A 26,347-nucleotide genomic window follows, 5' to 3' on the forward strand; every position below is an offset into this window, starting at 1 on the left:
AGGGCATCACAATCATCGGGCGTACCCTGGTGTGCGCCGAGGAATCGAAGTGTAGGGAGCCGGTCGTGTCCGCTGTCGCACCCGACGGACGCAAGATGCTGCGTCTGGAGGTCCGGAACAGCCAGACCCCCATCGAGCGCAAGCCCGAGTGGATCAAGACCCGGGCGAAAATGGGCCCCGAGTACAACCAGCTGCAGAAGCTCGTGAAGAGCGAGGGTCTGCACACGGTGTGCCAGGAGGCCGGCTGTCCGAACATCTTCGAATGCTGGGAGGACCGCGAGGCCACCTTCCTCATCGGCGGCGACCAGTGCACCCGGCGCTGCGACTTCTGCCAGATCGACACGGGCAAGCCGCAGGCCCTCGACCGTGACGAGCCCCGCCGCGTCGGCGAGTCGGTCGTCACGATGGACCTGAACTACGCCACGATCACCGGCGTCGCCCGCGACGACCTGGAGGACGGCGGCGCCTGGCTGTACGCGGAGACCGTGCGCCAGATCCACGCCCAGACCGCGGACCGCGAGGCCGGCCGGACCAAGGTCGAGCTGCTGATCCCCGACTTCAACGCGGAGCCGGACCAGCTGGCCGAGGTCTTCTCCTCCCGCCCCGAGGTCCTCGCGCACAACGTCGAGACCGTCCCCCGGATCTTCAAGCGCATCCGCCCCGGATTCCGCTACGAGCGCTCGCTGAAGGTGATCACCGAGGCCCGCGCGGCCGGCCTGGTCACCAAGTCGAACCTGATCCTCGGCATGGGCGAGACCCGTGAGGAGGTCAGCGAGGCGCTGCAGCACCTGCACGACGCGGGCTGCGAGCTGATCACCATCACCCAGTACCTCCGGCCCTCGGTCCGGCACCATCCCGTCGAGCGCTGGGTGAAGCCGCACGAGTTCGTGGAGCTGAAGGAGGAGGCCGAGGAGATCGGCTTCTCCGGAGTGATGTCGGGTCCGCTGGTGCGATCCTCGTACCGCGCGGGCCGCCTCTTCCAGCAGGCCATCGAGAAGCGTGGGGAGATCGCCGTTACGCAGGCGGTGTGAACTCCCGCACAGGAAACTACCGGCCGGTAACGGCCAATTGGGCGCGGCCCGTACGCTCCCCGCAGGTCGCGGGCGCGTACGGGCCGCGTCAGGATTCCGGGGTAGCGAGTAAAGGTTTCATCGGTGTTTGACCGGTCGGTCACGCCCTGGTAACACCAATCAGTGACTCTGGCTTTACGCACCGCACGCACACTCCCACCGCTCATCACCCCGCCCCCGAGGGAGATCTCCACCATGCAGGCCGCGACTTCCGTACGCGCCAACGCCTTCCCGACCTTCACCCAGGCTCTCCTCGCCGTCGAGTCCGTACTCCTGAGCGGCGGCCAGCGCACCGCCCGCCGCAACGCCTGGACCGCGGTCCTCGAGGACCGCCGTCGCGCCAAGGACCGGGTCGAGGCGCAGCACGTGCTGGAGGCCGTGGCGACTCGCTCTTCCTGAGGCACGTAAACTTCAGGCATGGCGAGGAAGGAACAGGCAGAGAACTCTGCGAACCCCGGGCGACTCAAGCAGATCGCCCTTACCTACAAGATGACCAGGCGGGCCGACTCGAAGATCGGTCTTGTCCTCGCGGGTGTGGGAATCGTCACCTTCGGTGTCTTCCTCGCGATCGGTTTTCTGATCGACCACCCGATCTATCTGGGCGTCCTGGGCTTCCTGCTGGCCTTCCTCGCGATGGCGATCGTCTTCGGACGCCGCGCCGAGCGCGCCGCCTTCGGGCAGATGGAAGGACAGCCGGGTGCGGCGGCCGCGGTGCTCCAGAACGTGGGCAGAGGCTGGACCACGACCCCCGCGGTCGCGATGAACCGCAGCCAGGACGTCGTCCACCGGGCCGTCGGCAAGGCCGGCATCGTGCTGGTGGCCGAGGGCAACCCGAACCGGCTGAAGACCCTGCTGGCGGCCGAGAAGAAGCGGATGGCCCGGGTCGCCGTGGACGCCCCGGTCCACGACATCGTCGTCGGCAACGACGAGGGCCAGGTGCCGCTGAAGAAGCTCCGCACCACGATGATGAAGCTGCCGCGCGTGCTCACCGGCCCGCAGGTGACGCAGACGAACGACCGTCTGCGCGCGATGGGCGACCTGATGAGCAACATGCCGCTGCCGAAGGGCCCGATGCCGAAGGGCATGCGGATGCCGCGCGGCGGAAAGATGCGCTGACGTACTCGCGGCTACGACGTGAGGAGGGGCGCCCCGGATCTCCCGGGGCGCCCCTCTTCATGTCTCGGTTCTTCACGTCTCGCGCCATGGAGCCGGCCCACTGTCCGGAGCCGGCCCTGCTGAGTCAGATCCGCACCTGGACGGAGCGGGAGAGCCGGTCATGGAGGCCGCGTCCGTCGCGGTCCCACACCAGCGCCGGAATGGCCAGGCAGAGCAGCACGCTCCTGACGAGGACCTTGCCGATGCCGAGCCGTCCGCCGTCCTCGGCGACGACGCGCAGACCGAGGATCCGCTTACCGGGAGTGCTGCCGAGGGTGCCCACGGTCAGCACGCTCAGGACGAGGAAGATCCCCAGCGCCCAGTTCCCCGCGGCCTGCTGGTCACCGTCCGCGAAGAGCCCGTATGCGATCAGCATGCACAGGGCCCAGTCGATGAAGAGCGCACCGAAGCGCCGTCCGAGCGGGGCGACGGAGCCGGGGCCCTGCTCCGGCAGCCCGAGCCGCTCGCCCCGGTATCCGAATTCGGCGCCCATGTCCTCGGCCGCCGCGCGGGGCCCGGACAGCCACGATCCGATTGCTTGCCTGTTGTCCACCCGTCAACGGTACTGTGCACGCTTTTGATCACCGCCGCCCGGGTCACACCTCGGGCCCACTCCGGTCACCCGTACCCACGGTCTTCACACGGCTCACCACCGGCTCGGTTAACTTCCGCGAAACAAATGAGTCATGCTGGAGAAATCCCGTCTGCCTAGGGTCGTGTGCAGCGTGTGCCACCGCACTGGCCGCACGACCCGAGTCACAACCCCGCCCATCCCCGGGTCGGGAGTAGGAGGAGTTGGATGTTCCAGAACGCCGACGACGCCAAGAAGTACATCGCGGACAACGACGTGAAGATGATCGACGTCCGGTTCTGCGACCTTCCCGGCGTGATGCAGCACTTCACGATTCCGGCCACGGCGTTCGACCCGTCCGAGGAGCTCGCCTTCGACGGCTCGTCGATCCGCGGTTTCCAGGCGATCCACGAGTCCGACATGGCGCTGCGCGCGGACCTGTCCACCGCGCGTCTGGACCCGTTCCGCCGCGACAAGACCCTCAACATCAACTTCTTCATCCACGACCCGATCACCGGCGAGCAGTACAGCCGTGACCCGCGGAACATCGCCAAGAAGGCCGAGGCCTACCTCGCCTCCACCGGCATCGCGGACACCGCGTACTTCGGTCCCGAGGCCGAGTTCTACGTCTTCGACAGCGTGCGCTTCCAGACCAGCGCCAACGAGGGCTTCTACCACATCGACTCCGAGGCCGGTGCCTGGAACACGGGCGCGATCGAGGACAACCGCGGCTACAAGGTCCGCTACAAGGGCGGCTACTTCCCGGCCCCGCCGGTCGACCACTTCGCCGACCTGCGCGCCGAGATCTCCCTGGAGCTGGAGAACGTCGGCCTCCAGGTCGAGCGCCAGCACCACGAGGTCGGCACCGCCGGCCAGGCCGAGATCAACTACAAGTTCAACACGCTGCTCGCCGCGGCCGACGACCTGATGCTCTTCAAGTACATCGTGAAGAACGTCGCCTGGCGCAACGGCAAGACCGCGACCTTCATGCCCAAGCCGATCTTCGGCGACAACGGCTCCGGCATGCACGTCCACCAGTCCCTGTGGCAGGGCGGCTCGCCGCTCTTCTACGACGAGCAGGGCTACGCGGGCCTCTCGGACACCGCCCGCTACTACATCGGCGGCATCCTGAAGCACGCCCCGTCGCTGCTGGCCTTCACCAACCCGACGGTGAACTCGTACCACCGCCTGGTCCCGGGCTTCGAGGCGCCGGTCAACCTGGTGTACTCGCAGCGCAACCGCTCGGCCGCGATGCGTATCCCGATCACTGGTTCCAACCCGAAGGCCAAGCGCGTCGAGTTCCGCGCCCCGGACCCGTCCTCGAACCCGTACCTGGCCTTCTCCGCCCTGATGCTGGCGGGTCTGGACGGCATCAAGAACAAGATCGAGCCGGCCGAGCCGATCGACAAGGACCTCTACGAGCTGGCCCCGGAGGAGCACGCGGGCGTCCCGCAGGTCCCGACCTCCCTCCCGGCGGTCCTCGAGGCCCTGGAGGCGGACAACGAGTACCTGCAGGCGGGCGGCGTCTTCACGTCCGACCTGATCGAGACCTGGATCGACTACAAGCGCACGAACGAGATCGCGCCGATCCAGCTCCGTCCGCACCCGCACGAGTTCGAGCTGTACTTCGACATCTAGGAACGCCCCGGGTCGGAGCGGGTATCCGCTCGCCTGGGCCGTCCGTGGGCCGTCGGCCGTGCTCTTCCCTCAACGGAAGGCACGGCCGACGGCCTTTTCTGCGGGAGCCGTTCGGTCTCAGCCGTTCGGTCTCAGCCGTTCGGTCTCAGCTCCCGGCCCGCCCGGATTCCATCAGTTCCCGCAGCTCCGCCACCGCCTCCCTCAGCCGGTCCGCGAAGGTGCGCATCTGGTCGGCGACCGGTTCGGGGGTGCTCAGGTAGAGGTTGAAGCGGTCCGGCAGGAGGACGTAGGCGACGCCGATGCAGCGGCTGCTGGTGGAGCCGAAGCCGAAGTACTGGATGTTGTGGGACGGCGCGGAGCTGGTGCTGAGGTAGTCGTCGCGCAGGGTGAGCCAGCCCGGGGTGCGGTAGAGGGCCGGCTGCTCGTCGACGCCCAGGGCGGGGCCGCGGCGGCGCTGGATGAGTTCGAGTTCCCAGAGGTGCTGTTCGGGGACCTGGCCCGCCTGGGAGGCCTTCGCGCGGGCCACATGGGCCTGGGCGGCGGTGCGGAAGGCCGCACGGCGGGCGGCCGGAGAGGCCGAGGGGTCCTCCATCGCGGCGACGAAGGCCACCATCTCGGGGGTGACGACGCGCATCGCCTCGGTGCGGCCGTTGCGGTACTGGCGGGTGGCGATCGACTCGTACGTGGCGCCGAGGAGGCCCTTGGCGCGCTGGTGGGCCAGCTGGTAGGCGCACTGGACGAAGGCGTCCGGCGAGACGCCGAGGGCCTTGGCCGTGGTGCTGCCGAAGTCGGGGAAGGACACGGTGGTGGTCGCGGCGGCCCGGCCGTACGCGGCGAAAGCGTCGGCGGCGGCGCGCACCTGGTCCCGTAGCGCGGCGTCGAGTCCGAAGACGACCTGTTCCATGGCCGGCAGGCCCTGGGAGCGGGCTCCGGAGTTCCGGGAGTGCTCCTCCGCCGGGTTGCTGAGGAGGAAGTCGGTGAAGCTGAGGATGGTGGTGCCGTCGAGTTCGCAGTGTTCGACGTTGATGCCCGCGCGGCCGTCCGCGAAGACGATCAGGGAGAGGGCCTTGTCGAACCAGCGGTTGCCGCGGTCGCCGTAGAGCAGTTCGTCGCAGGCCTCCTGGGTGTCCGCCGGGGCGAAGTCCTCCAGGCAGACGCAGAACAGCGCGGTCTCGACGACGTCGAGGGCGTCCGCGTTGCGGGGGTCGTGGTCGAGCAGGGACGCACGGGCGGCCGCCCACTCCGCCCGCGCCATGGTGGTGAGATGGCCCACCGAGGTGTCCGCGGCGGCCGGCTCGTCGCCGGCCTTCATGACGGCGCGCAGCCCGGCCGCCAGGTCGTCCAGCCCGTACGGGACGCCGTCCGCGCCGAGCACCTCCAGGCGGAACATGCCGCCGCGGAAGAAGACCACGATGTGCCGGGCGTCGGACGGACCCGGCCAGGCGTCGCTGTAGGGGGCGCGGACGGTGTCCTGCTGGGCGCCCGGGATACGGGTGGCGGAGAAGAGGAACCTGTTCTGCACCATCGACTGGGGCACGCCGCGCTGCACCACGGGCGGAAGGAGTTCGCGGTCGAGCTGCCGCTTGTAGTTCAGGGCGCCCGCGATGAGCCCGGCCGCGCGCTCGGTCTGGGCCAGGCCGGAGTCCTGGAACAGGAAGAAGAAGTTGGCGTTGAGCGCGATCCGGTCCCGGCGGCCCAGGTAGCGGTACGGCCAGAAGGTGTCGAGCCAGCTGTGCACGCCGTCCGTGGCGTCGTACTCCTCCAGGGCCGCGTGCAGCGCCCGGCCGGGCCCGTCGGGCCGGAGGAAGGCGGCGACCTCCGCCTCGGTCGCCGCCAGTTCGTCGGGGCCGAGCAGCGGTGCGCACCAGGCGAGGAACCTCTCGCAGCTCGCCTCCAGCGTGGGCAGCGGTACGCGCGGCAGGCTTTCCTCGTTGGCGAAGGTCGTCGCGCCGTGGCTCGCCGTGCCGCCGGCAGCCGTGCCGCCGCTCGTCGTGCCGCCGGCCGCCGTGCCGCCTGCTACGCCCTGACTGATGTTCACTTCTGCTCTCGATTCGGATCGTTGTGACCTGAGGTGCCGTTCGGACGGGACAGATAGAGCTGTGCGTAGAGCCAGCCTTCCGCTTCCAGGCCCTGCGTATCCACTCCGGCGGCCGACATGCCGTCGAGTACGAGCGCCTGTTCTTCCGGGGAGGCGAACCGGCGCTGCTTGAAGACCTCGTCGACGCGGACGGTCCGGTATCCCAGTTCGGCCAGTGCGCCTTCGACGCGGTCGAAGGGGAACATCCGCAGGACGAAGTGCGCCATCCAGGGCAGGCGGCCGCCCTGGGCCCGTACGACATGGGTGAGCGTCCGCTCGGTGACATAGCCGAGGCAGCCCGTCGAGATCACCAGGTCGGTGCCGGAGAGCTGGTCGCGCTGCCGGGGGGTGGGCTCGTCGTTCTCCAGGTCGGCGTGGACCGCGTCGTCGAGGAAGCCGGCCTCGAGCGCGTAGGACAGCGCGCTGCCTGCGGCGTCCAGGCCGACGAAGCGGATGGGCTGGGCGGGCCGGCGGGACCGGGACAGCTCCCGGTCGCGGGCCAGCAGGGCCTCGCGGCCGCCGTCCTCGCCGGCGTCCTCGCCGTCGTCCTCGTAGCGCTCGTACAACTCGTCCATCGTCGCGTCGTACTTCACGAGGGCGGCGTTGATCCCGTACGAGCACCCGATGTCCAGCACCTGGGGCGCCGCGACCTGCTCGGACTCCCGGTACTCCTTGATGAGTTTGGCGAAGTAGGGCTTGGCCTGTTGCGGAACGCGGTAGCCGAGGGGACGCAGCACGCTGAAGTAGGTGCGGGGATCGGGCTGGGTGTAGATGTGGTCGAGGGTGACTTTTCCGGTCTCGTCGAATCGCACGGGGCTTGGCCCTCCGTGGGTCACTGAGTCTCTGGATTGCTCGGTCGCTGGGCAGCGCGGTCCAGCGCGGTCCTGGACGGACGCCGGGGGTCAGTCCAGCAGCTGGTCGCTCCGGACCGCGCGGCCCTCGGCGGCCAGGTGCTCGGGCAGCACCCGGCCGAAGAGCTGCCGGGTCCGTGCCACGCTCCCGATGACTCCCGGGCGCTCGCTGTACGCGAAGATCGCCGAGTGGCGCGCCGTCGCGCCCCGCACGGGGCTCACCCGGTGCAGGGAGTAGCGGCCCTTGAACAGCTGCAGGTCACCGGGGTGCAGAGGGAGACGCCGGAGCAGTCGCTCGCCGCGGCCGTCCAGGACGTCCCGGACGTCGGCGAAGTTCTCGTCGTGCGCCGACCTGATGTTCGGGCAGTACTCGAAGACGCCGCCGTCCTCCGCTTCCTGCGTGAGCATGCTGACGGTGAACTCGTTCGTGTCGAAGTGCCAGGGGTGCTCCATCCCCGGCTGAACGACGTTGAGGACGAGTCCGGAGAGCGGATCGGCCAGTTCGTGCAGCCGGGGCAGTCCGAAGCACTCGGCGACGAACCGCCGGAACGCCTCGTTCGAGTAGAGCCGGCTGATCAGGGAGCTCTCGGGGACACGGTCCCGCGCCACGAACGCGTTGCCCCGCTGGAAGGTCCTGCGGCCGGGGTGGTCCCGCGGCAGTGCCGCGTCGACCGCGATGTTGTAGACGTTCACCGTCTCGAGGTCGAAGTGCGCCCGTGGGGCGATGGCCGAGCACTCCTCGCGCAGGACGTCACGGAGCACCGGACGGATGAAGTCCGGCAGCACGGTGCAGCCGAGCGCCGACAGTTCGCGCCGGGCCCGGGACACCACGGCCTGCCCCTCGGCGCTCCCGAGTTCCGACAGGGGATATCGGGCCGTGTCGACCACCTGGTCAAGCGTCATTGCTTCCAGAGTGCTCATTCGATCCTCTCGGTGTGTGGGCAGGGCAAGACAAGACCATCCCCAACTGAACTGAGAAGTAACACAGTTGAAGTTCCCACAGCCTCCGCCGGGTTGTCTGTGACACGTCACACGGCCGTGGCGTGCGGAGGGCACGAGCGGTGCGGGCGGTGCGGCACGGCGCCGCAGCAATACGGGGCGGGCGGCCCGACGGGATCTAGACTCCGCATGCTGATCAATCGTCCATAAGTTCACTATTACGGGGCAAACACCCTGGTCCGGAGGGGCTGCTCGATGGCCGATGCGACGGTGACGGAAGCACTCGCCGCCGAGGCGTACGTGTACGGGTATCCGCTGGTGTACGAGCTGACGATGGCCGGGGCGCTCGTCCGCAAGGGCATCGGGCGGCTGCCACCGACGCCGTTCAACGCGTTCGCGCACGCCCGCAAGCTCGCCGATCACCACGACACGTTCGCCTCGGTCAGCAACGACACGGTTCCTTCGGTCGCGCAGCTGGATCTGTCCGGCGGCCCGCTGGTGCTGCATGTACCGGGCAGCGAGGGCAGCGCGTACCACGTGGTGCAGTTCGTGGACGCGTGGAGCAACCCCTTCGCGTACGTCGGCTCCCGCGCGACCGGCACCGAGGGCGGCCGCTGGCTCATCGCGCCACCCGGGTGGGCCGGCCGGGAGCCCGACGGCGTGCGCGGGGTCATCGACGCGCCGACCGCCGTGGTGACGGCCGTCGGGCGCTGGTCGTGCGACGGTCCGGACGACCTGCCGAGAGTCGCCGCGCTGCAGGACACGCTGGCGGTCGAGGCGCTCGACGGACGGGAGCACCGGGCGGGGCTGCCGACGCCGGAGCCGGGGGTACGTGAGGCGCTCGGGTTCTTCGAGAAGCTGCGGGTGTGGATGGCCGACTTCCCTCCGTCGGCCGAGGATGCCGCGTACCAGCAGAAGTTCCAGCCCCTCGGACTGCTGGAGGAGGGCCCGTCGCCGTACGTCTCCCCCGCCGCCGGCCTGGCGATGGCGCTGAAGGACGGCTTCGTCCAGGGCCGGTCCCGGATCGAGGAGGCACTGCGGAGCCGGGCCGGCGACGGCGCAGGGTCCGGGGAGTGGGCGCTGGACCCGCACGCCCACGACTACAACCTGGACCACTTCGGCGTCGGCACGCACGACTCACCCCGGTGGAAGATCGCGGACCGCGAGGAGTCGTACCTCGTACGGGCCGTCGCGGCGCGCAGCGCGCTGTGGGGGAACCACGGCTACGAGTCCGTGCAGGCCGAGGTCTTCACGGACGCCGACGGCGAGGGGCTCACCGGCTCCCGGGCGTACACGCTGCGCTTCGAACAGCCGCCGCCCGTCGAGTCGTTCTGGACGGTGACGATGTACGACACCCCGGACCACTATCTGGTCGCCAATCCGATCGGGCGGTACTCGATCGGCGACCGCACCCCCGGACTCGTCCACGCCGACGACGGCTCCCTGACCGTCCACATCCAGCAGGAGAGCCCGGCCGATCCGGCCGAGGCCGCGAACTGGCTGCCCGCCCCGCCCGGGGACTTCCGGCCCGTGGTGCGTCTGTACGCGCCCAAGGAGGACGTGCTGGACAGGAGTTACCGGCTGCCGAGGATCGAGAGACGTCGGTAGGACTCGCCCGCCGCGGGTGCGCCTGAGCGCCCCGCGGGCCGGCCGACGGACCGGACCGCGGGGCGCGCCCACGCACATCTTGGCTCCGGACTCCCAGGTCCGGACTCCTGGCTCCGGACTCCTGGCTCCGGACTCCTGGCTCCGGACTCGTGGATCCCGACTCGTGGATCCCGGCTGTCAGTCGGCGTAGTGGATCAGTGAGCGCACCATGTGGCACGTCGTCTCGGACGGCGGGTGGATGCCGATGCGCTCGGCCGTGGTGCGTATCCGGCGGTTGCTGGCGTTGGCCGGGTGGTAGACGCCCGTGTCGAGCAGGGCGATGGCGATGCGCATGGCCTTGAGCCGGCGGTTGTGGGATTCGTACCACTCGCGCGGGAGGCCCGCGGGCAGTGGCCGCTTCGTCGGTTCGGGCAGCGCCCCCGTCGTCGTCCCCGTCCCCCTCTTCGTCCTCGTCCCCGGCTTCGTCGTGATCGTGGCTACGGCCATCGGCGACCTCCTGGCGCGGTGGTTGGACCCTCACGAACTAGTTCGATTTTACTGCCCGGCACTGACAATCGCCCCTGGCCAAAGGGTGTTCAGGGTGTTCGAGAGACGCATGGGGAGTACGGTGTCGGGATGGAGATCTGGATCAATCCCGCGTGCTCGAAATGCCGCAGTGCGCTGCATCTGCTCGACGAGGAAGGCGCGTCGTACACGGTGCGGCGCTACCTGGAGGACGTGCCGTCGCCGGACGAGATCCGCGAGGTGCTCGGGCGGCTCGGTCTTGAGCCGTGGGACATCACCCGCACACAGGAGGCGGCCGCCAAGGAACTCGGCGTGAAGGACTGGCCGCGCGACGCCGCCTCGCGGGACCGGTGGATCGAGGCGCTCGCGGAGCACCCGAAGCTGATCCAGCGTCCGATCATCACGGCGGACGACGGTACGGCGGTCGTGGCGCGCACGGACGAGGCGGTACGGGACGCACTGCAACGCTGAACGCGCCGCCGCCCTGAGCGCGCCGCCGCACCGAGCGCCCTGGGCGCTCTCGACCGCTGAACGCGCTCGCCGGTCGGACCGCGAAACCGCAGCTCCTCGCCCACCTGCGAAAACTTAAGCCTCAGTTAAGGAAGTCACGCCTGTGGCGGTTGAGCAGAGCCCTCGGCCTACTCGTACGTAACGGCACACGGAACCCATCCGGCCGCCGTTCACGGCCGGGGACAGGAGCCTTACGTGTCGCGCAAGAAGACCCTCAGCGGCAAGAAGAAGATCGCCCTCATGATCGGCGCCGCGGCGCTGGTCGGCGGTACTGCGGTTGTCATGACTGGGACAAGCCAGGCCTCGGTGGCCTGCGACGGACTCGCGCAGGCGATTCGCAACAACGAGAACTTCATCGCCGGTCAACGGGCCAATCCCGATGCCCAGTCGGCGGCCCGGATCGCCAACCGCGAAGCCGTGATCGCACAGATCAACGTTCAGCAGGAGGCGTCGGGTTGTGAAGTCGGCGAGGGCGCCGGGGAGGGCGGCGGCGGTCAGGCCGCGCCGCCCGCGCAGCCGCCGGCCGAGGAAGCACCCCCGGGCATGGAGGAGCCGCCCGCCGAGGAGCAGCCGCCCGCGGACGACGGCGGTGCCGGTGCCGGTGCCGGTGAGGAAGGCGGCGCCGAGGACGGCGGGAACGGCGGCGGGGCCGCCGGTGAGGTCGTCTGCGCCGGTTCGACCGTGACCCTGTCCGGTGAGGGCGGCGCCCCGGCCGCCTCCAGCAGCCAGTTCCCGGCCGGTACGAAGCTGAAGGTGACCAACCTCGACAACGACAAGTCCACGACCGTCGAGGTCACCTCGGTGTCCGGTAGCTGCGCGCTGCTGAACAACGCCGCGTTCGAGCAGGTCCGCGAGCCCGGCAAGTTCCTCATCCGCAACGCGCGCATCGAGCGCGTCGGCTGACGGCGGTCGCCACGGGCAGGCGGAGGGGCGGCTATCGAAGCCGTTCCTCCGCCTCCGCCAGGATCTCCGTGATGCGCAGCCCGAGCCGTACGTCGCAGGCGTGCGCGTCCCCCGTACGCGCCGACTCCAGGAGCGCGTCCACCGCCGACCGGAACGAGCCGATCGCATCGCCCCACGCGGGCATCGGCACCCGCCCCCGCTCGCCGTAGAGTTCGACGGCGGCGCCGGCGGCTTCCGCCGGCGCGCTCAGGCCGAGGGTGGCCGTGCTCGACGCCCCGGACTCGTGCCGCAGGGCGAGATGCACCGTGTCGGCCGGTCCGCGCAGCGCCGTCAGGTCGCTCACGTCGCCGAGTACGGGCAGCAGCACGGACAGCACATGAGGGCCGACGTCCCACAGCCCGCCCTTCTCCCGGCGCCAGGGCGAGGCCGCGTACGGGCTGTCCGAGCCGGTCGCGAACAGCGAGCCCAGCCAGTGCGCCCTCGCGGTGAACCAGCCGCCCGCGGCGGCCTGTTCCGCGATCCACGGCGCGGTGTCCGCGGCGAACCGCAGCGTGCAGAAGACGATCGACGCGACGCCCGTGCCCTCCACGGCGGTCACGACCTCGCGGGCTCCCGTCACCGTCGTCGCCACCGGCTTGTCCAGCAGCAGATGCCGCCCGGCGGCGGCCGCACGCGCCGCCAGCGGCGCCTGGACGTCGGGCGGCAGGGCGATCGCGACGGCGTCGCTCGCCTCGATGAGGGCGTCCACGTCGTCGTACGCCTTGACCCCGTGGGCCGTGGCGATCGCGGCGGCGGCCTCCGGGCGCCGCCCCCACACTCCGCTGAAGACGGCCTCCGGGTGCGCGGCGAGAGCAGGGGCCTGGGTGCGCTCCGCCCAGGGGCCCGTTCCGATCAGTCCGATCCTCAGCTTCGTCATGGGGCCAGTCTGCACCGAGGCGGAGACACGGTGACAGCGATGCTCCCGGCGCGGACGTAGGGTGACGCGTTGTGAAGAGACACATACCCTTCGAGCGGCTCCACAACTTCCGCGACCTGGGCGGCTATCAGGCCGAGAACGGCAGCACGGTGCGGTGGGGACTTCTGTACCGCTCCGACTCGCTGGGCAAGCTCACGGGCGGGGACTGGGACCGGTTCCTCGGCCTGGGTGTCCGTAGCGTCATCGATCTGCGCTACCCCTGGGAGATCGAGGCCAAGGGCCGGATCCCCGAGCACGAGTCGCTGACCTACCACAACCTCAGCATCGAGCACCGCCCGTACGACCAGGCGGCCCTGGGCCCCGGGGTCGAGACCGGCCCGTTCCTCGCCGAGAAGTACATGGAGGTCGCCCACGACGGCGTCAAGGAACTGCGCAGGGCACTTGAGGTGATCGCCACGGCGGGCAACGGGCCCGTGGTGTTCCACTGCGCGTCCGGCAAGGACCGCACCGGACTGGTCGCCGCGCTCGTACTGACCCTTCTGGGCGTGCCCGAGCAGCGCGTCATCGACGACTTCGCCCTCACCGAACTGGCCACCGAGCGGCTCCTCCACGACTGGCGTGCCGACCACCCCGGCCAGGAACCCGCCTGGCCCGGCTACGGCCGCGCCCCCGCCGACGTCATGCGCCTCTTCCTCACCGCCCTGACGCGGCAGCACGGCTCCGTACGCGACTACACCCGCAACCTGCTGGGCATCAACGACGCCTGGGAGACCGCTCTGCGCCGGAACCTCCTCGAACCGGCGCCGGCACCGGGGCCGGCACCGGCCTCCCGGCACACGGATCGCGACTGAGGACGTGCTGTTCTTCGTCAACGCCGCCGCGGTCACGGCGACCGGACAGCGTGAGGGTGCGTCTCAACCCCGTATACGACGCGGACGGCTTCGGCTCGTCCGGCGAATCCGGAATGCCGGATTCGAGGCGTCGCCCAACGCCCGTGCGGTCGCGGAGAGGTCGCGGGAAACGAAGGATTCCTGAGTAACACGGGGTTCACAATCGAGCAATGGACGGGAAATCCGGTGTTGCGAAGCTGCGCCTCATACCCGCTGCACCCGTAAAGGATGAGGCCCCCGTGACCTTCAAGGCTGAGTACATCTGGATCGACGGTACCGAGCCGACCGCGAAGCTTCGCTCGAAGACGAAGATTCTGACGGGCTCCGCCACGACCGTCGCCGAGTTTCCCATCTGGGGCTTCGACGGATCCAGCACCAACCAGGCCGAGGGTCACGCCTCCGACTGCGTGCTGAAGCCGGTCTACTCCTGTCCCGACCCGATCCGCGGCGGCGACGACATCCTGGTGCTGTGCGAGGTCCTCAACACGGACATGACGCCGCACCCGTCCAACACGCGTGCGCAGCTGGTCGAGGTCGCGGAGAAGTTCGCCGCGCAGGAGCCCGTCTTCGGCATCGAGCAGGAGTACACGTTCTTCGACGGCGACCGTCCGCTCGGCTTCCCGGTCGGCGGCTTCCCGGCCCCGCAGGGCGGCTACTACTGCGGTGTCGGCGCCGACGAGATCCACGGCCGCGACGTCGTGGAGGCGCACCTGGAGAACTGCCTCGAGGCGGGTCTGGGCATCTCCGGCATCAACGCCGAGGTCATGCCGGGCCAGTGGGAGTTCCAGGTCGGCCCGCTGGCGCCGCTGGTGGTCGCGGACCAGCTGTGGATCGCCCGCTGGCTGCTGTACCGCACCGCCGAGGACTTCAAGGTCTCCGCGACGCTCGACCCCAAGCCGGTGAAGGGCGACTGGAACGGCGCGGGCGCGCACACCAACTTCTCGACCAGGGCGATGCGCGAGGGGTACGACGCGATCATCACCGCGTGCGAGTCGCTGGGCGAGGGCTCCAAGCCGCTCGACCACGTCAAGAACTACGGCGCCGGCATCGACGACCGGCTGACCGGTCTGCACGAGACCGCCCCGTGGAACGAGTACAGCTACGGCGTCTCCAACCGCGGCGCCTCGGTCCGTATCCCGTGGCAGGTCGAGAAGGACGGCAAGGGCTACATCGAGGACCGCCGTCCGAACGCGAACGTCGACCCGTACGTGGTGACGCGACTGCTCGTGGACACCTGCTGCTCCGCACTGGAGAAGGCCGGCCAGGTCTGATCCGCTCACGACCGCTCGCGAAGGGGCGCCCACCGCTTTCGGTGGGCGCCCTTTCGTCGTCGCCACAGCCCTCGTCGCACTCGCCGCCCTCCTCACCCTCGTCGCCCCCCATCGCCCTGGCCGCCCCCGTCGCCCCCTTTGTCAGTGGGGCCTGCCATGGTGGTGCGCATGCTGGCGATCACAGTGATGACGGAGAACGGGCAGCGGCACGTCCGGGCGACCGCGGAGCGGCTCGGTGAGCTGGTGCACCGGATCGGCGGCCCGCAGGACAAGTTCCTCGTGGTGCAGCGGATACCGGACCTGCCCGACGTCTTCGTCCAGGTGTGGCACGAGACGGGTGGTGACTACACGCTGGAGCATCGCGCCGGGGCGCCCGACCGGCACTTCCAGGTCCGGGTCGACGCCCCGGAAGCCGTGGTGGCGGCGATGCTGGGCTGGGCGCGGCACGAGGACGACTGGGACGCGGGGCTCGGCTGGGAGCCACTGGACCTGGGGCCCGCCCCGGCGGCCGCTCCCGAGCTGGACCCCGACGATCGCAAGCAGGCCGAGGAGCTGGTCCAGGGGCTGCTGGTCGGCGGCTACGTCACCCGGGCCGGGCTGGCCGAGGCGGCCGAGGACTATCTCGTCTCCGGCGACGATCGCCCGGTGTCGCCCGAGCAGGCACGACAGTTGGTGGACCGGATGTGGCTGGAGCGGGTGGCCGAGCAGGCCGGCTGGGAGGGCGAGACGGACCCCGAGCGGCTCACGCGCGCCTTCGAGGCCCTGGAGACGGCCGGCATCACCGCCCGGGAGAACTTCGCCTGCTGCCGCAACTGCGGCCAGTCCGAGATAGGCGACGCCGGGTCGCCCGGCGCGCGCGGCTTCGTCTACTTCCACACGCAGTGCACGGACTCGGTGGCCGCGGGATACGGACTGATGCTGCTGTACGGCGGGTTCGACGGTTCCCCGGAGACGACGGCCGCGGTCGGGCGCGAGGTGGTGGCGGCGCTCGCCGGGGTGGGGCTCGCCACCGACTGGGACGGCGATCCCGGCCGGGCGATCACGGTCACCCCGCTGGACTGGCGCAAGCGTCTCGTGGGCTGAGGACCGCGCGGGGGGCGGACGGTGGTGTCCGTCTCGTGAGAGGGGTCTGCTGTCCTGCCGCTTCATCTGCTTGAATAGGCGTATGGCCAGACTTCGGGACAACGTGACAGGTCGCAGCGACCTGGAGCCGTTCTGGCCTTCCCGTCAGCACCACGACTTCGACCGTGTGTGTTGCCGCGCGAGGAACGCGTCGGCCCTCTAAAGCCTTCCCCAGGACCCCTCAGCGGGGCCTGCCGAGGCCTTCGGCCGACGCGCACGACGTACGCACGTCCGTCCGTTATGTCGATCCGACTCCGCCGACCCGGCGGCTCGACGACTCTCCGCGCGAAAGAGCTGACCTCTCATGGCGAACTCCCGTTCCTTCTCCACCGCGACCGCGACCGTCGCCGGCTCCGGCACCGCAGCCACCGTCCAGAACCGGCACCGGCTGCGAGCCGTCGACCCGGACGAGGTGGTGCACGTCGGGGACTTCCTCCCGCCGGGCGCCACCTGGCTCCCGGCACCGCAGCACACCCTGCCCGTGCTCCCGGGCCGGCCTCCGATGGTCGGCTACCTCGTTCTCGTACCGGCCGACCAGCAGCCTCCGCTCCTCGCGGCCACCGCGCAGGCGCCGGTCGCGGTCACCGAGCAGGGCCCGGGCCAGGACGCGGGCCGGAGCCCGGGCCCCGGTCCGGTCGCGGACGGCGGCGAGGCCGGTCCCGTGCGCATCGACACCGCCCGGCGCACCGCGGCCGTGGCCGGGCAGGTGCTCGACCTCACGTATCTGGAGTTCGAGCTGCTGGCGCATCTCGTGGCGCATCCGCACCGGGTCCACACCCGCGACCAGCTGGTGACGACCGTGTGGGGCTACGGTCATGTGGGCGACGGCAGGACCGTCGACGTCCATGTGGCGCGGCTGCGCCGCAAGCTGGGCGCCGAGCACCGCGACACGATCCGGACCGTGCGGCGGGTCGGCTACAAGTACACGCCCTGACACCGCCCTTGGGCCCGGTCCCGCGGCAGCCTCACGGCGTCCGCGGGACCGGGCCCTTCGGCCACGACCTACGCGGCGGGGGCCCCGGCCCTCGCCCGTGCGACCAGGCCCAGGGTGATGTCGACGGCGAGGAACACCAGCAGGCTGACGCCGAGCATCGGGACGAACCAGCCCACCAGCGCGGTCACGGCGGCCAGCGGCAGCAGCGCCGTCACCGGTACCTTGCGCCAGGCGCCCCGCGGTATCGGCCGTCCGAAGCCCAGTCCGCGGTCCTTCGTCGGACGGCGCAGCCACCACATGCGGTAGCCCCATACCGTGAGCATGATCAGCCCGATCATGAGCGCTGCGAGTGCGAGCTGGTTGGGCAGTCCGAAGAGGACGCCCATGTGGGCGTCGATGCCGAACCGGGTGAGCTGGGCGAGCAGCGGGTAGTCGGCGAACCGGAGTTCGTCCATGACGCGCGCGTCGGCCGGGTCGATCGCGACCGAGTCGAGGTTGACCGGGAAGAGGGTGTCGGTCTCCTTGACGACGTAGCCGCTGCCGTCGGCCGGGAGGATGACGGAGATCCGGCCGTCCACGCCCTCGCCCGCGGCCGCCGCGACGGCGTTGTCGATGCCGATGTCGGCGCCCTGGTGGGCGTCCCCGTGCCCGTCGGCGCCGTGGCCCTCGTGCTCGTCGCCGCCCGCGGCCGCGCCCTCGAGGGTCGCGGCGACGACCGGGGTGGCGCCGCCGAGCTGGTCCTGGACCGCGCCGATGTTCTCGCCCGCGTACCTCGACCAGGTCAGCCCGGTGGCGGAGAGCAGCACCAGACCGGTGACCGCCCACAGGCCGACGGAACCGTGCCAGGACAGGGTGCGGCGGCGGCCCTTCGCGCCGCGCTCGGGGACGAACAGGGCGCGCTTGGCGGAGCGTTTGCGGCCGATCCACAGCAGCAGCCCGCCGAGGGCGACCACCCAGAGCCAGCTGGCGGCCAGCTCGCTGTAGTTGCGGCCGAGATCGCCGAGGTGCAGATCGCGGTGGAGCTCGTCGAGCCAGGTGCGCAGCGGGAGCGCGCCGGAGCTGCCGTAGCTGGGAAGGTCACCGCGCACCTGGGCGGTGTACGGGTCGACGAAGACGGCGAGTGACTTGCCCTCCTCGACCTCGTCGCTGCTCATGAGGACCCGGGTGGTCGCCCCGTCCTCGGCGGAGGGCCACACGGCGGTCACCGTGCCCTCGGGGTGCGCCTTGCGGGCGGCGGCGACCTGGGTGTCGAGCGGGACCTTGCGTTCGCCGACGTCGGTCGTCAGCTCGTGGCTGTAGAGGACCTTCTCGGCCTGGAAGGAGAGGGCGTAGAGGAGTCCGCTGGTGGCGGCGACGAGCAGCAGCGGGGCGATGAGGACGCCCGCGTAGAAGTGGATGCGCAGGACGAGCGGGCGGAGCGCACTCCAGGTCGAGCGGGTCTCCGCCGCGGCCTGTGCCTCGGGGGCATCAGGGGTGTCGGTGTTGCCCCGTACGGGGTCGTCAATGGCCATGAGTGTCCTAGGAGTCGGCGTTGACATGGGGGATGCGGCCCCCGGTGTCAGACGAGTGCTCCAGGGACCGTGGCGCGGGTGTACGGGCGGCCGGGCGGGCCCCGCCGGGAGACGCTGTGCGCGAGGACGACTCCGTGAAGGCGCCGGGTGCGGGGGCGCGGGCGTACGGAGTACGGGAGTTCCGGCACGCGCACGACGGCGAGGACCAGCCGCAGCGGCGCGAACAGCGAGGTGCGGACGGTCCCGGCGGTGCGGGCCAGCCGGAAGAGGGCGGCCTCGCCGTGTGCGAGCCACAGCGCGCAGACCGCGGCGGCGAGGACGTGCGCGGCGAGCATGCCGCCGGGGCCGGTGGCGAGTTGCGTCAGGTGCGCGGTGGCCTCGGCCACGAGGGTGTCGGCAGCGGCCGTGCCGGCCGTCGGCGCCATGTCGAGCGTGGTGGCGCCGTTCGACGTGGCGTCCGCGCCCGTCGCCGCCGTGTGGTGGTGGCCCCTGCCGCCGGAGTCATGCGGTTCGGAGCCCGCGAAGATCAGGTGGAGGACGCCCTGGACCGTGAGCAGGCCCGAGCCGATGGTGAGCGCGCCACGGCGTCGGGTGCCCGCGAGCCACCCCGCACCGGCGGTGAGCACGAACGCGAACAGCACCGCGGTGACCGGAAGATCATGGCCGGACATGGACGAATGCCCCACCGCCGCCAAAGAGATGCACACCGCCGCGAAAAGTGCGGCTCGCAGGGCGCGCATCGGCGACCGGGCATCTGTCATGGCTCGCACATGGTGCCATCCCCTGGCCTGATTCCGTCAGACGGCCTGCATCACGACCTGCATCACGACCTGCGTCACGACCTGCGTCACGCCCCACCACGGCCTGCATCAACGAATTCTCCCGGCAGCGGAATCGCGCACGTCACGCCGTTCGGGAGGGCAGGGTCGGCAGCATGAGACTTCTGATTCTGGGCGGTACGGAGTTCGTGGGGCGGGCGGTCGCGGAGGCGGCGCTCCGGCGCGACTGGGAGGTGACGGTGTTCCACCGGGGGCGGCACGAGGCCCCGGCCGGTGTGCGGGTGCTGCACGGTGACCGGGTCGCGCCGGGTGGGCTGAAGGCGCTCGCGGAGGGTGAATGGGACATCGTGGTCGACACCTGGTCGGCCGCCCCGTCCGCCGTGCAGGAGACGGCACGGCTGCTCGCGGACCGTGTGGGCCGGTATGCGTATGTGTCCAGCCGCTCGGTCTACGCCTGGCCGCCGGCCGCGGGACTCGACGAGAACGGTCCCCTGGTGGCGGGCGCGGCGGCCGGCGCCGAGGCCACGGACTACGCCCGGGACAAGCGGGGCGGTGAACTGGCCGTGACGGAGGCCTTCGGCCCGGAGCGGTCGCTGCTGGTACGCGCGGGGCTGATCATCGGCCCGTGGGAGAACGTGGGCCGGCTGCCCTGGTGGCTGAACCGCGTGGCGCGCGGCGGCCCGGTGCCCGCGCCCGGACCGCGGGACCTGCCGGTGCAGTACGTCGACGTACGCGATCTCGCGCAGTGGACCCTCGACGCGTCGGAGCAGGGCCTCGCCGGCCCGTACAACCTGGTGTCCCCGCCCGGGCACACCACCATGGGGGAGCTGCTGGAGAGCTGCGTGCGGGTGACCGGCTCCGACGCGGAGCTGCGCTGGCTGGACGCGGAGACCATCGCGGCGGCCGGGGTCGAGCCCTGGACCGATCTGCCGGTCTGGATCCCGCGCGGCGAGCTGTACGACGCGATCCACGACGCCGACGTGTCGAAGGCCCTGGCTGCCGGACTGCGCTGCCGGCCGGTCCAGGAGACGGTCGCCGACACATGGGCCTGGCTGAGCGGTCTCGGCGGCAGCGCACCGCAGCGCACGGACCGCAGTCCGGTGGGCCTGTCCCCCGACCAGGAGTCCGCGCTGCTCGCCCGCTCCTGAGCGGCGGCCGGTGCGACCGCACCGGCCCATCTCGGCCACTGACGTCACCGGGCTCACCGAGGTCACTGCCGTCACTGACGTCCGGTCACGTCCGGTTTGCGAATGGAGACTTCTACGAATTCCGGCTCCGGCTGAACGAGCCGTCGTCGCCGTCCGTATGGAACGACGCGCTGCTCCCCTCCCGGGATTGGAGTTCCATGGCACGCACAACACGCAAACGCTCAACGCTGGCAAACCGGGCGATAGCCGCCTCGGCTGCCCTCATTCTGGGCGGGGGTGGGCTGATCGCGGTCAATGTCTACGCATCCGCGGGTGAGGGCTGGACCGGTCAGAGCCCCGACCAGACCCAGGCCGCCGGACAGTCGGTGTCGACCATCGACTGTCCGGACGTCGGAAACGAACTGCCCGAAGTACCGCAGCAGGAACGCGGTTCCGTGGATCGTGAACTCGCCACGCTGGACACCCAGATCACCACGGCGTATCAGCGATTCGCCGAGAACAAGGAGCGGGTCGAGAGCGACCCCTCCTACGGACAGCAGCAGATTCTCGATCCGCTGAGAAACGAGCGGCTGGTCATCATCCAGCGGATCGTCTCCCTCATCGAGCGCGGCGCACCCAAACCGCAAGGCCTGGAGAACATGGCGCCGTGCACCCTGCGCGCCGACGACGCCGACGACGGCGGCGGGGACCAGGGCCAGGACCAAGGTCAGGACCAAGGTCAGGACCAGGGCCAGGACGGCGGTCAGGATCAAGGTCAGGACGGCGGCCAGGACCAGGGTCAGGACCAGGGCCAGGGTCAGGACGGCGGCCAGGACGGCGGCGACCAGGGCGGCAATGACAACGGCGGTCAGGCCGGCAACGGTCCCGAGCAGAACGACTTCGTCGACATCCAGTCCGTGCAGCCGAACGTCAACGGCCCCCGGAACCGCCGAGGCGCCTCCAAGGGCACCTTCAGCACCGACTGCGGCAAGAACGAGAACGGCAAGTTCAACCCGGACAATGTCATCGTCGCGCCCGGTGTGAGCAATGGCGCGCACCATATGCACGACTACGTCGGCAACCAGGCCAACGACGCTTTCGCCAGCGACGACGACCTTGCCAACGGTGACACCACCTGCCGCAACCAGGGCGACAAGTCGACTTACTACTGGCCGGTGCTGCGAGTGCAGAACGGGCAGGACGAGAACGACGCCCAGGCCGACGGCGGCGGCAAGGACCAGAATGTCGGTGAGATCCAGACCCCGGCCCAGGTCACGCTGAATTTCGTGGGAAGTCCGGTCTCCAAGGTCACCGCGATGCCGCGATTCCTGCGGATCATCACCGGTGACGCCAAGGCCTTTGTCAACGGTGATGCCAATGCCAATGCGTCGTGGAGCTGCACCGGATTCGAGGACCGTCAGCTGAAGGACAAGTACCCGATCTGCCCGGAGGGCAGTCAGGTGGTACGGACATTCAAATTCCAGAGCTGCTGGGACGGTCAGAACACCGACAGTGCCAATCACCGCACCCATGTCGCCTTCGCGGATGAGAACGGCAGCTGCCAGAACGGCTTCAGGGCCATTCCGCAGCTGGTGCAGCGCATCGTCTACGACGTTCCGCCGCCCGTCTTCGACGGGGAGAACCCGAGCGTCTTCGCGGTCGACTCCTTCCCGGAGCAGCTGCACAAGCCCATCACCGACCACGGCGACTTCATCAACGTCTTCGACGAGAACCTGATGAACAAGGTGGTGAACTGCATCAACGGCGGCCGGCGGTGCCGATGACCACCGAATCGGCCAGGTCCGCCGAGTGAGCCGGCGCCGAGCCCCGGGGCTCCCGGGTTGAGCCCCTGGGGTTCGGCGCCGGCTCCGCTCTCTCCCCTCCCCCGACCGCCCCCGTCCCCCCTGACCCCCCACCCAACTGCGCGGCCTGCTCAGTGATGGCCGGAGTGCTCCTGCTCGTGTCCCCCACCGCCGTCGGCACTGCTCCCCGAGTGTCCGCCGTGCGACGAGCCGGTCTCCACGGTCCCGCCGAGCCGGCCGCGCAGTGCTGTGACCACCTTCTCCTCGCCGACCACGACCCACTTCCTGCCGACGAGGTACGAGCCGCCGTAGTCGTTGGCCTCGTTGATCCACTCGCGCTGTCCGCGGTCGGTGGTGAACGTGGCCAGGACGTACTTGCCGTCCTTCGTCGCGCAGTTCGCCTGCCGCAGTTCCTTGGCGTCCGTCTGGATGTTCGGGTCGCACTCGGCCTGCTCGGCCAGCTGTTCCAGGGTCCCCGTCGCCGTCTTCGGCGCGTCGGGGGCCTTTTCGTCGTCCGCGCCGCAGGCGGTCAGGGCCGTGACGGCGGTCAGGGCCAGGGCGGCCAGGGCTATCGGGGTGGTGCTTCGAGCTCGTTCCGTACGCATCCGGCCATCGTGCCCGCTCGGCACCCTCGTGCGCCGGCGAACGCCGGGTAACGTGCCGCGCGACGCACACGCACCTGTTGTCTCACCAGCAACACGGAGGAGCGCGATGAGCCGGCTTTCGAGACGTTCACTGCTGAGCACCGCGGGAGCGATCGGGGTGAGTACGGCTTTCGCCGCCCCCGCCTCCGGCGCCTCCACCGACAACAGTGACACCGGCAGCGGCAGCACCCGCGGCAGTGGCGCCGGCAGGGGCAGGGGCGACGGACACACCGCTACGGGCCCCGCCCGCGCCGCGCTGCGCCGCCTGCTGCTCCCCCACCACGCCGCACAGTTCCGGCTCTCGCACCTGCCCGAGGACGGCGGCGGGGAACGCTTCCGGGTCTTGGGCACCACGGGACGCATCGAGGTCGCCGGCACCGGCCCCGTGGCCCTGCTCACCGGCGTCCACTGGTACCTCAAGTACGGGTGCGGAGCCCATGTCTCCTGGGCCGGCACCCAGCTGGACCTCCCCCTCCTGCTCCCCGCACCCCGGCGCCCGATCGAACGGGCGGCCACCGTCCCGCACCGGTTCGCGTTCAACGACACCCATGACGGCTACACGGCCCCGTACGCGGACTGGCCGCGCTGGGAGCGGCTGATCGACGTCCTCGCCCTGCACGGCTGCAACGAGGTCCTGGTCACCCCCGGCCAGGAAGCCGTCTACCACCGGCTGCTCCAGGACTTCGGCTACTCCGACGCCGAGGCGCGCGGCTGGCTCCCCGCCCCGTCCCATCAGCCGTGGTGGCTCCTGCAGAACATGAGCGCGTACGGCGGCCCGATGAGCCCCGAGCTGGTCGCACGGCGCGCCGAGCTGGGCCGGCGGATCGCCGGCCGGCTGCGCGAGCTGGGCATGTCCCCCGTCATGCCCGGCTACTTCGGCACCGTCCCCGACGGTTTCACCGACCGCAACCCCGGCGCCCGGACGGTTCCGCAGGGCACCTGGTCCGGTCTGAAGCGGCCCGACTGGCTCGATCCGCGCACGGAGGCCTTCGAGCGGGTCGCGGCCGCGTTCTACCGCCACCAGCACGATCTGTTCGGCGAGATCGGGCACTTCAAGATGGACCTGCTGCACGAGGGCGGCTCCGCCGGGGACGTGCCCGTGCCGGACGCCGCCCGTGCCGTGGAGCGGGCCCTGCGGACCGCCCGCCCCGGTGCGCTGTGGCTGATCCTGGGCTGGCAGGCCAATCCCCGCCGCGATCTGCTCGACGCCCTCGACAAGAGGCATCTGCTCGTCGTCGACGGACTGTCCGATCTCGACACCGTCGTGGACCGTGAGAAGGACTGGGGAGGTGCGCCGTACGCGTTCGGCACCATCCCGAACTTCGGCGGGCGGACGACGCTCGGCGCCAAGACGCACATCTGGACCGAGCGGTTCACGCGGTGGCGGGACAAGCCGGGCTCCGCGCTGGCCGGGACCGCCTACATGCCCGAGGCCGCCGAGCGCGATCCGGCGGCGCTGGAGCTGTTCTCCGAACTGGCGTGGCACGAGGAGCCGATCGACCGCGAGGAGTGGTTCGCCGGGTACGCCGATCTGCGCTACGGCGGCCTGGACGAGGCGGCCCGGGCAGCGTTCGCCGCGCTGCGGGACTCCGTCTACCGGATCAGCAGCCGGGACGGCCGCCCGCACGACTCCATCTTCGCCGCCCGGCCGTCGCTGACGGCCGCGTCCGGTACGTACTACGCCACCCACACGCCCGCCTACCACCCCGGCGTCCTCGACCAGGCCTTCGCGGCGCTGCTGGACGTACGGGAGGAGCTGCGGGGATCCGACGCGTACCGCTACGACCTCACCGATCTGGGCCGGCAGGCGCTCGCCAACCGCTCCTGGCAGCTGCTGCCGCACCTGGAGGCCGCCCACGGGCGCGGCGACCAGGTGGCCTTCCGGACCCTGTCGCGGCTGTGGCTGAAGGTGATGCGGCTGAGCGAGGAGATGACCGGCTCGCATCGTGCGTTCCTGCTCGGGCCGTGGCTGGAGGACGCGAAGCGCATGGCCTCGTCGGAGGCCGAGCGGGTGCAGTTGGAGCGCACCGCCCGGGTTCTCCTCACCACGTGGGCGGACCGGGTCACGGCGGACGCCGGCCGGCTCGCGAACTATGCCAACCGGGACTGGCAGGGCCTGATCGGTGACGTCCATCTGCCGCAGTGGCAGGCGTTCCTGGACGAGCTGGAGGACGCGCTCGCGCAGGGCAGGCCGCCGAAGGCGTTCGACTGGTACGCGACCGAGGAGCCATGGACCCGGGAGCGGACCGCGTATCCGCTGCGGCCGGTACGCGATCCGTACCGTACGGCGCGCCGGGTGCACGAGGTGCTGTCCCGGGCTCCGTACCAGGGCAGCGTCACCGTCACGGCGACGCCCCCGGTGCTGGGGCCGGGCGGCACCGCCGGGGTCACGGCCGCCTTCCGCAACGTGAACGGGCTGCGGGGCACGGGGCCGGTGGACTTCGCGGTCACCGGGCTCGGCGAGCAGCCGCCGCGCTCCCTGCCGCCCGTGCCGGCGGCCGGTTCGGGGACGGTGGGCTGGACGGTGCAGGCCCCGCCGGGCCCGCTCACCTCCCCGCTCGAACCGATGCCGTACGAACTGCGCATCACCTACGGCCCGCAGGGCGAGACGCCCGTCACCGCGGTGCACCGGGGCAGCCTGTACGTGGCCGGTCCGCTCCCTGCCGGATGGCGGACGCATTCGAGCAACTCGGCCGTGTCCGGGCACCTGGACGGCCGCTTCGCGATCAACGGCAGCGGCGGTGACCTGTGGCGGACGACCGAGCAGTTCGGTGCGGTCCACCGGCAGGGCGTGCTGCGGGACGGCGTGCGCCTGACGCTGCGGGTGGACTCCCAGCCGGCGACGGGCGCCTGGGCGCGGGCGGGCATCGTCGTGCGCAACAGCCTGACGACGGCCGGCTCCCCGGGATTCCTCAATCTCGCGGTCACCCCGGCGAACGGGGTCGTGTTCTCGTACGACAGTGACGGCGACGGCACGGTGGACGCGTACCGGCGGGTGACGGGGGTGACGGCGCCGGTGCTGCTGCGGCTGGGCCGCGTGGACGGCCGGTTCACCGGCGAGTGCTCCACGGACGACGGCGCGACGTGGCGTCCCGTCGCGACGCTGACGGTGCCGGGCGCGGCGGCGGTGCAGGACGCGGGCCTGTTCATGACGGCGGCGCACAACGGGACCGGGGCCAGGGGCACGGTCGCCTTCAGCGGGTTGTCGGGCTGGCCGTCGGACTGACCGCGTCCGCTCACCGGTTCCGGTCAGGGCGGTTCCGGTCCTGCGGTACCGGTCAGGGCGGTACCGGTCCGGGCGGACCGTGGCGACCGGCACCGTGCCGGGTTCGCGCTGACGGTCGCCGGTGTGACGCCCGGGCACCCGGCGGCCGCGTTCGAGCAGCTGACGAGCAGCCGACGAGGCTCCACGGCTCGATGGAACGCTGTGTACGGGAGGGTCTCGGCGTGCCGGACGAAGCGGTGGAACGGATGCGTGAACGCCTCACCGCGGCACGGTGGTACGGCTTTCCCCGGCCTGGTGAC

The 26,347-nt window shown here is 70.8% G+C and carries 23 protein-coding genes; 14 read left to right on the top strand and 9 right to left on the bottom strand.

Going from position 1 to position 26,347, the window contains the following annotated elements; all coding sequences use genetic code 11:
* The first annotated feature begins 65 nt into the window (after nt 1–65).
* The 3 genes from lipA to OG766_RS09530 all read left to right on the top strand — a co-directional run bounded on the left by lipA (nt 66) and on the right by OG766_RS09530 (nt 2,186).
* The gene (gene lipA / locus OG766_RS09520; protein ID WP_266374696.1) at nt 66–1,031 is read left to right on the top strand and encodes a lipoyl synthase; all 966 of its coding nucleotides are present in this window, start codon (nt 66–68) and stop codon (nt 1,029–1,031) included.
* 234 nt (nt 1,032–1,265) lie between these two features.
* Complete coding sequence (locus OG766_RS09525; RefSeq protein ID WP_266374694.1) at nt 1,266–1,469, top strand: SCO2195 family GlnR-regulated protein; 204 nt, start codon at nt 1,266–1,268, stop codon at nt 1,467–1,469.
* 18 nt (nt 1,470–1,487) lie between these two features.
* A complete protein-coding gene (locus tag OG766_RS09530) occupies nt 1,488–2,186 on the top strand; it encodes a DUF4191 domain-containing protein (RefSeq protein ID WP_266374692.1) in 699 nt (232 codons plus the stop codon).
* A gap of 124 nt (nt 2,187–2,310) precedes the next feature.
* Here OG766_RS09530 and OG766_RS09535 read toward each other — a convergent pair whose 3' ends face one another.
* Nucleotides 2,311–2,778, bottom strand: coding sequence for an RDD family protein (locus OG766_RS09535; protein ID WP_266374690.1), 468 nt, complete (start codon nt 2,776–2,778; stop codon nt 2,311–2,313).
* A 246-nt stretch (nt 2,779–3,024) separates the two neighbouring features.
* Between OG766_RS09535 and glnA the strand changes: the two genes are divergently transcribed.
* Nucleotides 3,025–4,434 (top strand): type I glutamate--ammonia ligase, encoded by a 1,410-nt coding sequence (gene glnA, locus OG766_RS09540; RefSeq protein WP_266374689.1) that lies wholly within the window; start codon nt 3,025–3,027, stop codon nt 4,432–4,434.
* A 145-nt stretch (nt 4,435–4,579) separates the two neighbouring features.
* Here glnA and OG766_RS09545 read toward each other — a convergent pair whose 3' ends face one another.
* From OG766_RS09545 to OG766_RS09555, 3 genes are all read right to left on the bottom strand, one after another.
* Nucleotides 4,580–6,355 carry a choline/carnitine O-acyltransferase gene (locus OG766_RS09545; protein WP_266378085.1) on the bottom strand — a complete coding sequence of 592 codons (1,776 nt, stop codon included), beginning with the start codon at nt 6,353–6,355 and terminating at the stop codon, nt 4,580–4,582.
* 113 nt (nt 6,356–6,468) lie between these two features.
* Nucleotides 6,469–7,323, bottom strand: a complete 855-nt coding sequence (locus tag OG766_RS09550; RefSeq protein WP_266374688.1) for a class I SAM-dependent methyltransferase — start codon at nt 7,321–7,323, stop codon at nt 6,469–6,471.
* Nucleotides 7,324–7,413: 90 nt separating this feature from the next.
* Nucleotides 7,414–8,283, bottom strand: coding sequence for a HalD/BesD family halogenase (locus OG766_RS09555; RefSeq protein ID WP_323137241.1), 870 nt, complete (start codon nt 8,281–8,283; stop codon nt 7,414–7,416).
* A 273-nt stretch (nt 8,284–8,556) separates the two neighbouring features.
* On the opposite strand from OG766_RS09555, the gene OG766_RS09560 reads away from it, so the two are divergent.
* Entirely contained in the window at nt 8,557–9,909 is a 1,353-nt protein-coding gene (locus OG766_RS09560) for a DUF1254 domain-containing protein (protein ID WP_266374684.1), read from the top strand.
* A 177-nt stretch (nt 9,910–10,086) separates the two neighbouring features.
* On the opposite strand, the gene OG766_RS09565 is transcribed toward OG766_RS09560, so the two are convergent.
* A complete protein-coding gene (locus OG766_RS09565; protein ID WP_266374682.1) occupies nt 10,087–10,395 on the bottom strand; it encodes a hypothetical protein in 309 nt (102 codons plus the stop codon).
* A 129-nt stretch (nt 10,396–10,524) separates the two neighbouring features.
* On the opposite strand from OG766_RS09565, the gene OG766_RS09570 reads away from it, so the two are divergent.
* A complete protein-coding gene (locus OG766_RS09570; protein WP_266374680.1) occupies nt 10,525–10,884 on the top strand; it encodes an arsenate reductase family protein in 360 nt (119 codons plus the stop codon).
* A 234-nt stretch (nt 10,885–11,118) separates the two neighbouring features.
* A complete protein-coding gene (locus OG766_RS09575) occupies nt 11,119–11,826 on the top strand; it encodes a hypothetical protein (RefSeq protein ID WP_266374678.1) in 708 nt (235 codons plus the stop codon).
* Between the two features lie 31 nt (nt 11,827–11,857).
* On the opposite strand, the gene OG766_RS09580 is transcribed toward OG766_RS09575, so the two are convergent.
* On the bottom strand, nt 11,858–12,742 hold the full coding sequence (locus OG766_RS09580) for a Gfo/Idh/MocA family protein (protein WP_266374676.1): 885 nt from the start codon (nt 12,740–12,742) through the stop codon (nt 11,858–11,860).
* Nucleotides 12,743–12,813: 71 nt separating this feature from the next.
* On the opposite strand from OG766_RS09580, the gene OG766_RS09585 reads away from it, so the two are divergent.
* The 4 genes from OG766_RS09585 to OG766_RS09600 all read left to right on the top strand — a co-directional run bounded on the left by OG766_RS09585 (nt 12,814) and on the right by OG766_RS09600 (nt 16,959).
* The gene (locus OG766_RS09585) at nt 12,814–13,593 is read left to right on the top strand and encodes a tyrosine-protein phosphatase (RefSeq protein ID WP_266374674.1); all 780 of its coding nucleotides are present in this window, start codon (nt 12,814–12,816) and stop codon (nt 13,591–13,593) included.
* A gap of 278 nt (nt 13,594–13,871) precedes the next feature.
* Nucleotides 13,872–14,903: a glutamine synthetase gene (gene glnII / locus OG766_RS09590; protein WP_328725031.1), complete on the top strand. Its 1,032-nt coding sequence runs from the start codon at nt 13,872–13,874 to the stop codon at nt 14,901–14,903.
* A gap of 168 nt (nt 14,904–15,071) precedes the next feature.
* The gene (locus tag OG766_RS09595) at nt 15,072–15,986 is read left to right on the top strand and encodes a DUF6891 domain-containing protein (protein WP_266374672.1); all 915 of its coding nucleotides are present in this window, start codon (nt 15,072–15,074) and stop codon (nt 15,984–15,986) included.
* A 343-nt stretch (nt 15,987–16,329) separates the two neighbouring features.
* Nucleotides 16,330–16,959 (top strand): winged helix-turn-helix domain-containing protein, encoded by a 630-nt coding sequence (locus OG766_RS09600; protein WP_266374670.1) that lies wholly within the window; start codon nt 16,330–16,332, stop codon nt 16,957–16,959.
* A 68-nt stretch (nt 16,960–17,027) separates the two neighbouring features.
* Here the strand turns inward: OG766_RS09600 and OG766_RS09605 are convergent, their stop codons facing one another.
* Together OG766_RS09605 and OG766_RS09610 are read right to left on the bottom strand one after the other, a co-directional pair.
* Entirely contained in the window at nt 17,028–18,470 is a 1,443-nt protein-coding gene (locus OG766_RS09605) for a PepSY-associated TM helix domain-containing protein (protein ID WP_266374668.1), read from the bottom strand.
* Between the two features lie 47 nt (nt 18,471–18,517).
* Nucleotides 18,518–19,231 carry a hypothetical protein gene (locus OG766_RS09610; protein ID WP_328725032.1) on the bottom strand — a complete coding sequence of 238 codons (714 nt, stop codon included), beginning with the start codon at nt 19,229–19,231 and terminating at the stop codon, nt 18,518–18,520.
* 173 nt (nt 19,232–19,404) lie between these two features.
* On the opposite strand from OG766_RS09610, the gene OG766_RS09615 reads away from it, so the two are divergent.
* Nucleotides 19,405–20,397, top strand: coding sequence for an NAD-dependent epimerase/dehydratase family protein (locus OG766_RS09615; protein ID WP_266374665.1), 993 nt, complete (start codon nt 19,405–19,407; stop codon nt 20,395–20,397).
* Between the two features lie 197 nt (nt 20,398–20,594).
* The gene (locus OG766_RS09620) at nt 20,595–22,160 is read left to right on the top strand and encodes a DUF1996 domain-containing protein (protein WP_266374664.1); all 1,566 of its coding nucleotides are present in this window, start codon (nt 20,595–20,597) and stop codon (nt 22,158–22,160) included.
* A 149-nt stretch (nt 22,161–22,309) separates the two neighbouring features.
* Here OG766_RS09620 and OG766_RS09625 read toward each other — a convergent pair whose 3' ends face one another.
* A complete protein-coding gene (locus OG766_RS09625) occupies nt 22,310–22,783 on the bottom strand; it encodes a hypothetical protein (protein ID WP_266374662.1) in 474 nt (157 codons plus the stop codon).
* A 106-nt stretch (nt 22,784–22,889) separates the two neighbouring features.
* On the opposite strand from OG766_RS09625, the gene OG766_RS09630 reads away from it, so the two are divergent.
* Nucleotides 22,890–26,048, top strand: coding sequence for an alpha-N-acetylglucosaminidase (locus OG766_RS09630; protein ID WP_328725033.1), 3,159 nt, complete (start codon nt 22,890–22,892; stop codon nt 26,046–26,048).
* Nucleotides 26,049–26,347: the final 299 nt, after the last annotated feature.

Source organism: Streptomyces sp. NBC_00259 (assembly GCF_036181745.1).
Classification (GTDB): domain Bacteria; phylum Actinomycetota; class Actinomycetes; order Streptomycetales; family Streptomycetaceae; genus Streptomyces; species Streptomyces pratisoli.

Excerpts from the sequence above, each read along its gene's own strand:
- OG766_RS09580 (WP_266374676.1), bottom strand. The coding sequence starts at position 12,742 with ATGACGAAGCTGAGGATCGGACTGATCGGAACGGGCCCCTGGGCGGAG.
- glnA (WP_266374689.1), top strand. The coding sequence starts at position 3,025 with ATGTTCCAGAACGCCGACGACGCCAAGAAGTACATCGCGGACAACGAC.
- OG766_RS09610 (WP_328725032.1), bottom strand. The coding sequence starts at position 19,231 with ATGACAGATGCCCGGTCGCCGATGCGCGCCCTGCGAGCCGCACTTTTC.
- OG766_RS09525 (WP_266374694.1), top strand. The coding sequence starts at position 1,266 with ATGCAGGCCGCGACTTCCGTACGCGCCAACGCCTTCCCGACCTTCACC.
- OG766_RS09560 (WP_266374684.1), top strand. The coding sequence starts at position 8,557 with ATGGCCGATGCGACGGTGACGGAAGCACTCGCCGCCGAGGCGTACGTG.
- OG766_RS09565 (WP_266374682.1), bottom strand. The coding sequence starts at position 10,395 with ATGGCCGTAGCCACGATCACGACGAAGCCGGGGACGAGGACGAAGAGG.
- OG766_RS09570 (WP_266374680.1), top strand. The coding sequence starts at position 10,525 with ATGGAGATCTGGATCAATCCCGCGTGCTCGAAATGCCGCAGTGCGCTG.
- OG766_RS09630 (WP_328725033.1), top strand. The coding sequence starts at position 22,890 with ATGAGCCGGCTTTCGAGACGTTCACTGCTGAGCACCGCGGGAGCGATC.
- OG766_RS09620 (WP_266374664.1), top strand. The coding sequence starts at position 20,595 with ATGGCACGCACAACACGCAAACGCTCAACGCTGGCAAACCGGGCGATA.
- OG766_RS09605 (WP_266374668.1), bottom strand. The coding sequence starts at position 18,470 with ATGGCCATTGACGACCCCGTACGGGGCAACACCGACACCCCTGATGCC.
- OG766_RS09595 (WP_266374672.1), top strand. The coding sequence starts at position 15,072 with ATGCTGGCGATCACAGTGATGACGGAGAACGGGCAGCGGCACGTCCGG.
- OG766_RS09615 (WP_266374665.1), top strand. The coding sequence starts at position 19,405 with ATGAGACTTCTGATTCTGGGCGGTACGGAGTTCGTGGGGCGGGCGGTC.
- OG766_RS09600 (WP_266374670.1), top strand. The coding sequence starts at position 16,330 with ATGGCGAACTCCCGTTCCTTCTCCACCGCGACCGCGACCGTCGCCGGC.
- OG766_RS09555 (WP_323137241.1), bottom strand. The coding sequence starts at position 8,283 with ATGAGCACTCTGGAAGCAATGACGCTTGACCAGGTGGTCGACACGGCC.
- OG766_RS09530 (WP_266374692.1), top strand. The coding sequence starts at position 1,488 with ATGGCGAGGAAGGAACAGGCAGAGAACTCTGCGAACCCCGGGCGACTC.
- OG766_RS09625 (WP_266374662.1), bottom strand. The coding sequence starts at position 22,783 with ATGCGTACGGAACGAGCTCGAAGCACCACCCCGATAGCCCTGGCCGCC.